Annotated in this window: 10 protein-coding genes; 4 read left to right on the top strand and 6 right to left on the bottom strand. The window is 47.1% G+C overall.

The window, feature by feature from the left end:
- From Q0668_RS18785 to Q0668_RS18775, 3 genes are all read right to left on the bottom strand, one after another.
- Positions 1-351 (bottom strand): hypothetical protein (locus tag Q0668_RS18785; protein WP_298867441.1); only part of this gene is annotated, 351 nt, incomplete at its 3' end.
- Positions 352-364: 13 nt separating this feature from the next.
- Entirely contained in the window at positions 365-2,746 is a 2,382-nt protein-coding gene (locus tag Q0668_RS18780; RefSeq protein ID WP_298867439.1) for a WD40 repeat domain-containing protein, read from the bottom strand.
- Between the two features lie 302 nt (positions 2,747-3,048).
- Complete coding sequence (locus tag Q0668_RS18775; protein WP_298867443.1) at positions 3,049-4,947, bottom strand: redoxin domain-containing protein; 1,899 nt, start codon at positions 4,945-4,947, stop codon at positions 3,049-3,051.
- A 256-nt stretch (positions 4,948-5,203) separates the two neighbouring features.
- Between Q0668_RS18775 and acpS the strand changes: the two genes are divergently transcribed.
- Positions 5,204-5,596 (top strand): holo-ACP synthase, encoded by a 393-nt coding sequence (gene acpS / locus Q0668_RS18770; RefSeq protein WP_298867437.1) that lies wholly within the window; start codon positions 5,204-5,206, stop codon positions 5,594-5,596.
- A gap of 32 nt (positions 5,597-5,628) precedes the next feature.
- On the opposite strand, the gene Q0668_RS18765 is transcribed toward acpS, so the two are convergent.
- Both Q0668_RS18765 and ftsH read right to left on the bottom strand, forming a co-directional pair.
- On the bottom strand, positions 5,629-6,210 hold the full coding sequence (locus Q0668_RS18765) for a TIGR00730 family Rossman fold protein (RefSeq protein WP_366918958.1): 582 nt from the start codon (positions 6,208-6,210) through the stop codon (positions 5,629-5,631).
- 5 nt (positions 6,211-6,215) lie between these two features.
- On the bottom strand, positions 6,216-8,270 hold the full coding sequence (gene ftsH / locus Q0668_RS18760; RefSeq protein ID WP_298867434.1) for an ATP-dependent zinc metalloprotease FtsH: 2,055 nt from the start codon (positions 8,268-8,270) through the stop codon (positions 6,216-6,218).
- A 393-nt stretch (positions 8,271-8,663) separates the two neighbouring features.
- Between ftsH and dxr the strand changes: the two genes are divergently transcribed.
- From dxr to Q0668_RS18745, 3 genes are all read left to right on the top strand, one after another.
- Entirely contained in the window at positions 8,664-9,809 is a 1,146-nt protein-coding gene (dxr, locus tag Q0668_RS18755) for a 1-deoxy-D-xylulose-5-phosphate reductoisomerase (RefSeq protein ID WP_298867432.1), read from the top strand.
- The gene (locus Q0668_RS18750) at positions 9,800-11,809 is read left to right on the top strand and encodes a site-2 protease family protein (protein ID WP_298867429.1); all 2,010 of its coding nucleotides are present in this window, start codon (positions 9,800-9,802) and stop codon (positions 11,807-11,809) included. The genes dxr and Q0668_RS18750 overlap by 10 nt, the downstream gene beginning before the upstream one ends.
- Before the next feature lie 129 nt (positions 11,810-11,938).
- Positions 11,939-12,376, top strand: a complete 438-nt coding sequence (locus Q0668_RS18745; protein ID WP_298867427.1) for a hypothetical protein — start codon at positions 11,939-11,941, stop codon at positions 12,374-12,376.
- Between the two features lie 17 nt (positions 12,377-12,393).
- Here the strand turns inward: Q0668_RS18745 and Q0668_RS18740 are convergent, their stop codons facing one another.
- On the bottom strand, positions 12,394-13,887 hold the full coding sequence (locus Q0668_RS18740) for a hypothetical protein (RefSeq protein WP_298867425.1): 1,494 nt from the start codon (positions 13,885-13,887) through the stop codon (positions 12,394-12,396).
- Positions 13,888-13,896 lie beyond the last annotated feature (9 nt).

Here is a 13,896-nt window from a genome sequence, read left to right as displayed (position 1 = left end):
ATTCAAGCCATATCGCTGCGGATCAACCAACACCGCTGCATAATCATTTTCCGCTAAAACAAATTTCGAGTTCTCTTCCGAATGCAGAGTCGCTTTTATTGCAGGATGCGCAGCGTCTGTATCAAAACCGTTGAAAGGATGGCCGCTGTTTTTGGGATCATAAGCCCCGGCACCAAGGGCATGATTTTCACGAATGGCACTTAAGGCGCGTGAGGCTGCGATAAAAAAGGGATAGGAACCAGGCTCATACAGGTGCCGCACCATCGCAGCGGTCAAGACCGAGGTGGCACCGAATGTTTTGCCAGGATAAAGCGGTTTCCAGTCATCCTCCATGTGACTGGGATTAAACACCAGATGCTTCAATTCAATCGATTGTGATGTTCCACAACGAGAAAAGCAGACAAGAGATTGCAAATTTCTCATCGGGTAAATAGGAAAGCCATTCGAGTGAATATTTATTCTTAATTTCTCGCGACAACTTATTTTCAGCGAGATCCCAGATCTTCAGTTCGGTGTCGGCCCCTGAAACTGCCTGTGTTCCATCTCTTGAAATGATCACCGATTTCACTTCCCGACCATGCTTTTCTGTCAAAGAACTCTGATTGCTGCCTCGCAGGTTCCACAGCTTAAGAGTGGTGTCATTCGATCCTGAAATGAGATGATTTCCATCAGGTGACACTGAGAGGCTCGTGACCCTATCCAGATGGCCATTGAATATATGGGCTAAATTACCACTGGAAAAGTCCCAGATCACCACTTCTCGTTCATTAGTACCGGCAATGACTTGATTTCCATCTGGAGAAACGGTCATGCATGATATGTTTCCAGGATGATTTTCTAAAGTACGGATTACTTTACCACTGGAGAGATCCCAGACTCTTGGTGGATTCTTACCTGTGATGGCGTATTTCCCATCGGGAGTCGTCGTGATCTTCTGGAATTCATAGGTCTCACTTTTGATCGTTCCTGACTTTCTACCCGTCTCTAAATTATAAGAAACTAAGCTGGTCCCTACTCCTGTAAAGACCTGATTCCCATTCGAAGGAATGGTGATGGATCCAAATCCGAATTTTTTTGCAGGGATCGAGCGGATCATTTTTCCGGTGGTGAGATCCCAAAATTTCAACTGTTTATCGTGAGATGTAGAAACAGCAATTTTTCCATCGGGCGACACATCAAGCTGTAACACAGAACTAGTATGCCCTTTAAGGGTTTGAAGCAGTTTGCCACTTTTGAAATCCCAGACTTTTATTGTCCGATCGTTAGATCCCGAAATTATCTGTTTTCCATCTGGGGTAAGCGATAAACAATAAACTTCACGCTTATGACCTTTGAAAGTTGATGCCAATGTCTGGCTGGAAAGGTCCCAGACTTTGATCAACCTGTCATCCCCTCCTGAAACAGCATATTTTCCATCTGGTGTGATCGCCAGGCAATTGACACCTCCTGAATGAATTCCAATCGTTCGAAGTAATGATCCTCCTACTTGATTGATGGTCGGCCATTCAGAACGGAGATGAATACGCTGATCTGAAAAAATCTGAAACGCAGTAAGCTCGGGTTCCAGTCGATTCAGTAGCCGCGCCTGTAATTGCTCACGCAATGCCTCCGGATGATCGCGTAGAATATGTTGTGACAGATCCAATGCAGCGCGAATGGATTGAACGAACGGGTCATCTATGTCCCGATATTCCTCAAGTAATTTGTCGATATTAACTTGTTCCAGACGCTGTTCAATCCAAGACGGATTAAGATATTCCGGTTTGGTAACGACTGGGATGGTGAGAGTTTGTGTCAGTTCGTTGGGAAAGTTATTCAGTTTTCGTTCCCAGGTTTCATTCTCTCTGCTCAATTTGACCAGAAACCGTCCTGTCTGCTCTTGAGGAGTCAGTTTGACCGGTAATTGTGCTTGGCCTTTTGCATCTGTTTTAATGGTTCCCAGTACAACTCGTTCACTTTTTTTACGACCCGGTTGATAAATTACATCTACAATGACATCTTGCAGTTGTTTACCCAATTTTTTGTTTACGGAATCGGCTCGTACTATGAACTGCCCGGTAAACTCTTCAGCAGGTAATGGAACGGGAGCAGCGGGTTTGGGGAGCGCTGCCACTGGCTTTTTCGAAGCGGGATTCTTCTTAATATCAGGATGAATGTTAATTTGCCCTGCTGCCTCAGACGCCGGTTTGTCCGATTCAGCTGGCAGCTTTTTCACAGCCGTTTGAACCGGCGATTCGGCTTCAGCATCTCCACCCATTAAGAAAATACTGAATGTGATGATGAGAGATAAGAAAACAACAGCACTCACGCCTGCCATCAGATAACTGATCTCAAGTCCGAGCAGGTTGAGTTTCTTTTGGTCACTTTGTTCCGGAATGGGTACCCGGTTGTCGTTTGACTGAACCGACGTGCGATGATCAGTCTTGCTCTGACTCTGTTTCACTGAAGTGGATTCAGGACGCAATAACCCCATTTTGATTTTAAGTTTTCTGTCATAGTTGGCTTTGTTTTCTGGAGCCAGCAGGTATTTACTCGCAGCAGCAAGTTCCTTCAGAACGCGTTGCGATTGTTGTAATTCCACTCCAAATGCATTTTGTTGAATGAACGCGATGGAATTCTCGGCAGCGGCATTGATGATTTCGGGGTCATCTTCAAACAATTCTATCCCAAGCAGCTGATAGAGATGAGGCGGTTGGTCTTCTAGAGGTATTCCAAGCCAGCGTTGATAAGGATCAAAGTTTGTCATTACGTATTCTGTACATGTGACAGTTAATGTGCCAGTAAATGTTCCAGTGAACGAAAGCAGTCTCGGGGCTTTGTTTCAGTAAACAGTACGAGAGCCGTCTAGTATGTATGAACCTTGATACTATATGTATTCACATCTCTGAGCAATTTAAAACTGGAAATTTATCCACATGTTTTGCTTAATTCAGACGTAAAGTGCTAATCAGCTGGTCCAGGCGAACCAACGGAATTCCACAACGGGAAAATCAGCAACGGAAGAGGGGGCGTGAGTGAGATTTTGATGCCCCCATCCGAGAGGGGCGTTTATTCTTTTTTCCGGCTTTGATTTTTTTCGATTAAAGCGGCCAGTTCTTCAACGGTGACGATGGCGTTTTTATCTTTGTCTGCCTGAAAGAAAAATGGGAGTTCGCGAAGCGGGACCTCATCCTGTTCCAGTTTACCGTTGGAATTTTTATCGCGCCTTCGTATAAGTCGGAACGCAATGGTCTTGAATTCGTTTTCGGCTGCTGCTTCTTTTTTCGGAATTGCAACGTTGAAATAACCAATCATCATTTCATTCCAGGTTTGATCGCCCCAGGAAACCGACTTATTCGGGTTCGGGTTCGAGAGATTACTATCCGAATTATTAAAGTGCGCGACACAGTGAATGTAGTCACCTGTCTCAAGGGGAATTGGTTTCTCAATTTGGTAAGCAGTTTGCCAGTTGAAATCGAAGGCAGGGACATCGAGCAAAACTTCTCCCGGCTCGGCAGGAGTTTTTCTCAATTCATAGCGAAACGATTTTCCACGCAGATGCATATGAGGCATAAAACTCAATAGAAGTGCATTACGGTCATTCGGAGGAGAAGTACCTTCAATTTGGAAATTGTCGTCGTTCGCGTCGATGGAAATGCGACGCCGGACAAAATCCTGATTGATGACCTGCGCGGTCACAACCTGATGGGTGACTTTTGATTCATCAGTAAAAACCAGACCGACTTTACTACGATCCAGTTGTTCGCTGCCGATCGGGGTATAGTGCATCTGAAATACCAGCTTGGATCCCGCGGGAACTTTTTTGGCCATGCCTTTCGGCAGCATGACTTCTCGGGAACCGGGAACATAGCCGACTAGAAACTGATCTCCCTCCCCGAAGGCACGCACTCGTTTTCCCGAGGGGGGGCGGGCAAAAACCAGGATATGATGCACGACGGCCCGGTTACCAGGCAGCGCTTCAGCGCCGGTCAACCATTTGTCTTCTTTAAAACCAGGATCAACGGTGAAATACTGATATTTGACACCCCGTTTCCCGGCTTGTGCAGGCACCTGGAAAGGTTTGTCACGCATATAAAATACAGCATCTGGTTTTTGAGGCAGTTTCCAACCGGCAATAAAAGTTTTCGGTTCAGGCAGATCTTTCGGATTACCTTCTGGTGCCCCATGTTCCACCCATTGGTAGATCAGTTCTTTTTCTGCTTGACTCAAGCTGCAATCATTGGAAAATTTCCCGTACGCCGGATCCGCATGCCAGGGAGGCATTCTTTGGTCACGAACCACTTCGGCAATCGTTTCCGCCCAGCCAGCGACCTCCTGATATTCGGTCAATTGAAAGGGGGCAATTTCTCCATCGCGGTGGCAATCAACGCAGTGCTTCTGAAAGATGCGAGATATCTGATTGGAATAGGTGACGGAACTTTTGGAGTCAGGCTCACGCATGCGACCAATAAAACACCCAACCGGATCAGTCGAAACAACACTGACCGGTTTGTTTGCAATAAGTTCTGTGAGCGCGATCTTCAGGTCTTCCCGCTTGGGTTCATCTCTGAGATAACCAACGCCATACTGGTCGTCCACACGTCCGTGATAGCGAATGGTTCGTTTTGCATCGAGTAGAAAAATTTCAGGAGTCCGCTTGGCACCGAATTGATCTGCGACATGGTTGCCGGCGTCTTTGAGTACCGGAAACGTGATCTCATGCTTCCTCGCATAAGCGGCGATTTCAGTAAGTGAATCCTGTTGGTTGGACATGATGGCGTAAAACGAGACACCCTGATCAGCAAATTCCAGCGAAAGTTCTTGTAAACGCCCGCCATACAATTTTGCCAGCGGGCATTCTGTTCCTAAAAAGGCAATCACTGTGAACTTCTGCACTGTCTGATCATTCAGTGAAACAGTTTTGCCTCGAAAATCTTTGAGGCTGAAGTTCTCTACTTTTTTCCCGATCAGGGAATTAGTAGATTCTGCGAAAAGAGGAAATGCGCACAGGCAAACGGACAGGAATCCCGGGATTAGGTAACAGAAGCGTTGCATTCGACCTTGAACTCACCTTTCAACTCTACTTTAATGAGGGGCGCTAATGAGATGCGAAAATAATATTTACATTCTATAGGGTGAGTACCCTGCTGAATTTGATTTTGTTTCAAATATCAGTGAAAGATTTGAATTTAATGTATTATACATGCGACCAGAAACAGGGTAAATGCCAGTGATTGTCGGATTGGGTACAGATATTGTCGAGATTGAACGAATCGGTCAAATGATCGAGCGGCATGGAGAAACGTTCCTTGATCGCGTATTTACTGAAAATGAAAATAAATATTGCGGCACCAAGAAAAATAAAGAGCAGCATTATGCAGGACGCTGGGCAGCGAAAGAAGCTGTGATGAAGGCGTTAGGCACCGGTTTCATCAAAGGGATTGGTTGGAAAGAAATTGAAGTCATCAATTTAGCGAGCGGAAAACCAACGATTGTGATTTCAGGTGGCGTCGAACGTCAGGCGGGGGAATTGGGAATTACAGAAATTCTCATTACGATTTCACACAGCCGCGAATTTGCGACCGCAACAGCAATTGCAATGGGAACTGCGAATTAGCTTTTTCAGCAGAGATCAATATTCGTTGACGTTTAAATCTCTTCGAGGTCCAGGATTTTTTCAATCACAGGCAGTTCATGCCTTTGTAGATGATCAATCAACGCAGACGGGCTTTCATCAGCGATGATCAAATCCCGATACTTCGGTTTGATAAATTCCGTTTCAATGCAATGTTCGACCATGTTCAATAAAGGGTCGTAAAATCCAGACGTATTCAACAGGCCAACCGGTTTGGAATAAATGCCCAGTTGAACCCAGGAGACGACCTCAAACAATTCTTCCAAAGTACCATAGCCGCCGGGCATCGCGATGAAGGCATCCGAACATTCCGACATTTTCGCCTTGCGCGAATGCATGTCTTCCACAACATGCATTTCTGTAGCGCCGGGATGAAGCAGTTCTTTAGTTGCCAATTGGCGGGGAATGACACCAACCACCCGGCCTCCCGATTCAAGTACGGCATCGGCAATGATACCCATTAAACCGACGCTACCACCACCATATACAAGCGATATGTTTCGTTGTGCCATCAAACGACCCAATTCAATTGCGGACCGCTGATACTGCTCATCATTTCCTGATTTCGAACCACAAAAGACGCAGATGCTCTTCAGCTCACTCATGCTCCCGTTCCGTCTGATGGTTGGTCATTCTCGGCTGTGGGATCATCCTGTTCCGAATCCTCAGTTTTTCCTTCCGGTGTATTGCCTTTAAACGTACCGGGTTTGATTTGAGGCCCTCGCTGATGCTCTTTCAGAATGGCCTGTAACTGCTCCATATCCATGACTTCACATTCCAGCAGGTCTCTAGTGAGATGTTCCAGTACTTCTCGGCGTTCTTCCAGAACTTCATACGCGGTTTTGGAGCATTCATCAATGATCCGCCTGATTTCGAGATCGATCTCTCGCAGTGTGTTTTCACTGTGAACACCATCGGCTGAACTTTGTGAGTCTCCCAGAAAAGGGGATCTTCTAGATTCGCTGTAATGCACACGACCTAATTTGGGACTCATGCCAAACTCGGTGATCATGCGGCGGGCCAGATCGGTGGCACGCTGTAAATCGTTCTGAGCACCGGTGGAGGTTTCCTGAAAAATAATTTCTTCGGCGGCAATGCCTCCCAGCAGCACGCAAATTCGGCTTTCCAGTTCACTTTGCGTTACCAGTTGCTTTTCTTCTTCGGGACGCTGCAATGTATAACCGAGCGCACCTAATCCTCGGGGAACAATCGAAATTTTGTGAACCGGATCGACATTGGGTAACGAACAGGCTACCAGAGCATGACCACATTCGTGATACGCCACTCGACTTTTTTCATCTTCATGAATCAATCTGGTTGATTTTTCCAGACCGGCAACTACCCGTTCGACTGCTTCTTCACATTCAAGCATGGTAACGGCATTTTTGTTATTGCGAGCGGCGAGCAAAGCAGCTTCGTTAATGAGATTCGCAAGATCTGCACCTACAAAACCGGGAGTGATTTTGGCGATATTCTGCAGATTGACCGTTTCATCCATTTTGATTTTGGCGCTATGTACCTTAAGAATAGCTTCGCGGCCTCGCACGTCAGGGCGATCCACGAGTACATGGCGGTCAAAACGACCCGGTCGCATGAGAGCGGGGTCCAGCGTTTCCGGACGGTTGGTTGCGCCCATCACGATCACACTCTGGTCAGAACCAAAACCATCCATTTCGACAAGAAGGGCATTCAGTGTTTGCTCGCGTTCATCGTGACCGCCGGGCATTCCACTACCGCGCGTTTTGCCCAACGCATCCAGTTCGTCTATGAAAATAATCGCCGGAGATTTCTGGGCGGCTTGCTGGAACATATCCCGCACGCGGGCCGCACCTACTCCTACAAACATTTCGACAAAGTCAGAACCGGACAGACCGTAAAACGGAACGCCTGCTTCGCCAGCGACCGCTTTGGCAAGCATGGTCTTACCGGTTCCCGGTGGACCCACCAGTAACACGCCTTTGGGGATACGACCGCCGAGCGCCTGATATTTCGCCGGTGTTCTCAAAAACTCAACAATTTCTCGCAGCTCTTCGACGGCTTCATCAATACCCGCGACATCATTGAAGGTGACCTCAATATCTTCTTGAGCATACATTTTCCCTCGGCTGCGACCGAATGACATCGGCGAACCCGCGCCACCCATTCGGCGAAACAGATAAATCACAAAAATCAAAAGCACAATCGGGAAGAATAAAACGGCGATCAGCGACTCCCATTCCGACGGTCGGCTTTCGGAATCGACGATGATATCTTTCGTTTCCAGATTGGATTGCAGTTGAGCGCGCGTTTCAGAGGCGATTCCCCAGACTGGGATGTAAAATTTCTTGGTGGTTTCGGGTAATTTCCCTTTTTCAGGCGATTCCGGATTAGGCTGATCTTGAAACGTGATATAATCGCTGCCAAATTTCAGTTCATGAACGTTGGTCTTATTATATTTTCCATCATCAAGACCTTTGACGAAGTCACCAAACTTGATTTTGTCGCCCTTGTTATTATTCGAGAAGATCGAAAGCGTAATCACCACGATCAACCCACCAACAACCAGATACCAGATGACATTGTTTTTGGGCCCTTTTGGATCACCTTTGGATGAGTTCTCAGGAGAGGAAGGGCGTTCTTTTTTTTGCTTTTGTGGGTCTTGGTCCGTATTTGGCATGGAGACTTTATCTTTTCAGAGGAATTAGCAGTTCAAATCATTTCTAATGAAGAAATGAAGGGAACATAATATCAGGTGTAGATCTAAATGCAGGAGGCCACTTTTGCGATCAGGGATCCTTAACGCAGCGTACCTCTCTAGTTAATGTATGTGGTTTCGGCAGAGGGGTCAATCAAACGTTTGCACAGAAATCATCGTTCGGCACAAAACTCGTTCTGAAAAGGAACTGTTGCAGAGTGAATGCCTCTTGCCATGTTCAATTAATACGCCTAAAATGCGGATTCGTTGGTGGTTAGGGCAAAAACTGGAACCGGGGAACGTCTTTTTTCCGCTCTTTGTGAGAATCGATAAAACAGTCAAGTAAACTGACTGGGGATGAGAAAACAGGGTCGAATGAAGCGAATAGCCGTTCTCGGGTCCACGGGTTCGATTGGTACCAGTACTCTGGAAGTGATCGCCGACCATCCGGAGGAAATGCAGTTAACTGCAATAACCGCCCATAACAGTTGGGAGAAGTTAGCTCAGCAGTCAATGCAGTTTTGTCCTCGCTGGTCCGTACTCAGCAATTCTGAGCTGAAATCAGACATCAATGCAGATTCATTTTCCCCTTCGACAGAACTGCTGTTTGGAGATGACCAGATTGAACGGGTGGCTTCATCAGATGAGGTTGACATTGTCATTTGTGGAATTGTCGGGGCGGCTGGCTTGAAGGGAGCCTGGGCAGCAATCGAAGCGGGGAAAATAGTTGGTATTGCAAATAAAGAGACGTTAGTCGTTGCAGGGCCGCTTATTATGGATTTGGCCGCTCGCACTCAAGCAACTCTGCTACCGGTAGACAGCGAGCACAATGCAATATTTCAGGCATTACAGGCAGGACACCCTAGCGAAGTAAAACAAGTGATTTTGACCGCCAGCGGTGGTCCGTTTCGAGGAGCAACCCCTTCCGAACTGGAAAACGTCACTCCTAAAATGGCGTTAGCACATCCTACCTGGGAGATGGGACCGAAAATCACCGTTGACTCTGCCACAATGATGAACAAAGCACTGGAAATCATTGAAGCAAAATGGCTATTCAACTTGAAATCAGATCAAATTTCTGTAGTCGTCCATCCGCAGTCGATTGTGCATTCCATGGTCGAATATGTAGATGGATCCGTCATCGCCCAGCTTTCGCCTCCGGATATGAGACTTCCCATTCAGTACGCACTAACGTATCCTGATAGGCGAGAAGGATTGAATACTCCAATGGACTGGAGTCGGTCTTTTGAATTAAGCTTTGAACCACCCGATATGGAAGCGTTCCCTGCATTGCGACTCGGTTATGAAGTCGCAGAGAAGGGGGGGACATGCGGTGCGGTGTTAAATGCGGCCAATGAAGCCGCTGTTGAGCGATTTTTATCAGGTGGATTGCGATTTTGCGATATCGCGACTTCCTGTCAACAAGTATTAGAATCACATCAATTCGATCCCAACCCAAGTCTGGAAGAACTGTTTCTACTGGATGGCTGGGCTCGCAAGGAGATAAAAAAGTGGAACTAGAGTTATCCAGTCTGATATTAGGGACCTTCATAGGCAAAGTTCTCAACATCGCCATGGTTGCATTAGGACTGGGCTTGGTGATTTTCTTTCACGAGCTGGGACACTTCGCGGTTGCCAAGTGGTGTAATGTCCAAGTCGAACGGTTCAGTATTGGTTTCGGCCCTATCATTTACAGCTTCAAATATGGCGAAACCGAATATGCGCTTTCCATCATTCCCTTTGGTGGTTATGTCAAAATGCTGGGACAGGACGACGTAGATCCGAGTCAGTTAACAAGCGAAGAAATTGCCCTCGATCCACGTTCGTATTCTGCCAAACCCGTTTACCAGAGAATGGGGATCATTTCGGCTGGCGTGATTATGAATATCATAACCGGAATGTTGTTTTTTGCTTTCGCGTTTCGAATGGGTGTCGAATCGATGCCCAGTGTGGTAGGCGCATCGATTTCAGGCATGCCCGCCTGGAAAGCTGGCATTCAACCCGGTGATGTGATTGAAGTAATTGATGGCGAAAAAGCGAATTCGTATATGGATATCATCCGCAGCAGTGCGTTTAGTGATGGCGATATCACGATGCAGGGAGTTCATCCGGACGGAAAAAAATTCGACGTCAAAATTACTCCCGACCGGACAGGTACAAGGCCACAAATCGGTTTGATCCCGTCCAACAGTCTACGTATTCCTGTTTTACCGGATCCGGGAGCAAGCGTGACCAGTAAAGGGACAGCAGCCGCAAAGGCAGAACCCGCATTCTTACAGGGTGACACATTCAAAACGATCAACGGAGAACCGATTCAAAACTATGCACAGTTACAAAGAATGTTCGCAGCCAAAAGTAACCAGGTTTTGAAGACAGGAGTGGTTCGAAAAGGGACACCAGATTCGGAAATTGTGGAAATCACCGTAGGCAATAATCCCTTTCGGACTTTAGGCCTCTGGATGGACATTGGACCGATTGAAGCGATCCAGGATGGTTCACCGGCCGCACGCGCAGGTTTGAAGGTGGGAGACAAAATTACTCACATCGATGGAAAAGATGTCGGGAAAGCTCTGAATCCATTGCAACTACCAAATTACTTTTCTGAGAAAGCGGGCGAAACAGTTTCGGTGATTGTGAAACGCGAGCAAGATGGAGCTGATCCTACCGAAGTCAGTCTGAATGTGGTTCCGCTAGACAGTCCGGCCTGGCTCGAACATCCAATCTATTCAAATACTCCGTTAGCCGTTGGTTCTGTTGGCATCGCCTTTCATGTGATTCCGTCAGTTCTAAAAGTCGAAGAGGGCAGCCCGGCTGCTCAAGCGGGAATCAAACCTGATGAGCACATTAAAAAAATCAAAATCATGCTGCCCGAAAACGACAAACTTGCCGACTGGGGCGGAATCCCGGAAGTCAGCTATGAATTCGATGATAAAAATATGAACTGGGCCAATGCATTCTGGGAGATGCAGGTACGCCCCGGCTGGCCTGTTGAGTTGACCATCAGTAACAAAAAACAAATCCGAGAAGTCAAACTGATGCCCTGGGTCAATACCAAACAGAAACCGGGAGAACAATGGTCATTACCCGTTCGGGGAATCAAGATGCAGTTGTTACGCGAAACTCAAAGGGCGGATACCATGGGTGAAGCTTTGGGAATGGGCGTCGAATACACCACCAATTCGGCAAAAGATATTTATCTCACTCTAAGAAGCCTCTTCACCGGGCGCGTTTCACCTCTCGAATTGAGCGGACCGATCAAAATCGCTTCTGTTGCCTATGAGGTTGCCCACCAGGGTTATTCGGAACTCCTTTTATTCCTCGGATTTCTCAGTGTGAATCTGGCCGTCTTGAACTTCCTCCCGATCCCTGTACTGGATGGAGGTCATATGGTGTTTCTGTGTTGGGAAGGAATTACCCGTAAAAAGCCTAACGAACAGGTGCTCGCTGCCGCCACTTATCTTGGTATGATATTCGTTCTCGGACTGATGCTCTTTGTGCTATATCTGGATATTTTCCTTTAGACAAAACACAAAATTAAAATTTTGTAGTGCGGAATGATTTGCTCCCATGATATCATAGAGGCGAGTCGTTGTATGAGAAGCAGAACTCGATCATTGGTCAGTTAGTGCACTACATCGGAGGAGCAAGCAATGACATCCGGTCGGTCCCCTCATGGGTCGGGAGATCAGGCGGCAGCCTGGTTGGCAACAGTGTTTACACTGGCAGGGGGATTGTTTGCCTGTATCTTCGTCGTCGTCACCAGTGGAGAACCTCCCGGCAAACCCATGCTGATTGCGATCAGCATGATCGTAGTACTCCTACTAACCCTCTGGCTCTTACGCGACAAACCACCAGAGGCACGACAGCAGTCGCTTAGACTATGGTATTGGTGGAAAAAGAAAGAGTCAGACAGTTACGAGTACGAGCCACGACCACGTAAACGTTCCAGATCTGCTGATTATGGAACACAGACACCACCGACTCTGGAGTCGATCCGTGAAAGAGTCGACGAACACAGAACATGGGTTCCTTCAATACGAAATCTGAAAGAGAACGATGGCGACTCTACCATGTCTGAAAATGACTGAGCAGGGATCAACCTGAGTTATCGAAACCGCGAAAATCGGCGGCGACGAGCCTGTCGCGTAGGCGGATTGTCAGGTTTGTTGTTCTGTTGATATCGTGATTGGTATTTTGATTGTGCGGCGTTTTTCTGCTGCTGAAGAAATTGCTCTGAATAACCAATAATCGGTGCTGAAGCGGCAGGCTGCTCAAAGACCTTTTGCTTTGCCAGCAGTTCCAGTTGCCTGGCATACTGCGGTCGAGTACGTTCACGATAAATCATAAGCGAGTCAATAGCATGATACATGCCCCCCGGTTCAAGAGGCTGCTTTTTATAGTCAACCAGATCCCTGGCAATCCGAGAGACAGCACTTCTAACCCACGGTTCATTCAGTCGATTTTGCGGCAGGCCTTCAATAATGAATTCTAGAGTATGGCCGGTTGTAGAAACCTGTTTATTCACGTCACTCGCGTATTCAGGACCTTCAAAATAATTAGCGGAAAATGAACCGTCCTGGTTTTGCATGGATCGTGCATACTCAATATATTGACGCACTCGCATACTCGCTTCCAGCCAGGTGCCTCTTAACTGTTTTTGGTCTTTGGCATAATTATTGACCGAGCTGGCTAACGCAAACAACCCATGCGTGCCTCCGCAGGCCGACTTGGTAGGTTCTGATTGCATCTGCACGCGAACCAGAGTTTCCATGTTCCATTGTTCGCCCTTGTTGCTGACCCATTCTGTATCCCAGGGCAGATAACGGGAAAATGCCCACAGCGTCCAGGTGATTTCTTCATCGGTATTCACTTCTGCTTTGGCATTGCGAATCATGCTGGCAATCGTGATGGTTTTAGATCCTGCCTTGAATTTATGATCAAGAGGCAGACCAGCCATCGCGTAGAAGGCCAGAAACTGATTTGGGTGCCCTTCAAATGCATAGGGTTCAGTAAAGGGATGACCTTTACCACCATGATCAGTGGTGATAAACCAGGGACGATTTCGAAAGTTAGGTCCGGTAGAGACCCAGTCGATGGCTCTGACTCGTTTGTTGTTCTGATAAAGTGTGTATTCCCATCGAAGAGCCAGTATCCCATGTGCAATCTGCCACGGAGTATGTACCTCGGTGGAAAGCATTCTGCGATGAGAGACCTCAATCGCTTCATCCACCAGTTTGTCCAGAGGATCAACGATTTTGGGTATTTCAGGAACCGTGGGTTTTTTAGGTGTGGATGTCGATTTTTTAGCAATGCCCCGAAATGGTTTTGGCTCGGACATGGACTTTTTGTTCGTTTTATTATCTGTGGCCTCTTCCGCTACCAGATCTGGTTTGCGTGCCTCGATACTCAAATTTGGTTTGCGAGCAACCAGAGGCAATTCCTCTGATGAGGTTTGTACCTGTTTTATTTTGACAGGTTGACTGTCTAATGCCGGCACCAGCAGTTTGGGACCCGGATCTCCCTGTACATCACAGGCAACTTGGATCACAGTTGAAAAAACGATTAATGTTGAACATCTAATCCAAAGGTGGGCAGTCATCCTTGAATT

The organism is uncultured Gimesia sp. (genome assembly GCF_937910335.1).
Classification (GTDB): domain Bacteria; phylum Planctomycetota; class Planctomycetia; order Planctomycetales; family Planctomycetaceae; genus Gimesia.
The sequence above is the reverse complement of the archived record's forward strand: the minus strand, read 5'-3'. Positions and strand labels throughout refer to the sequence as shown.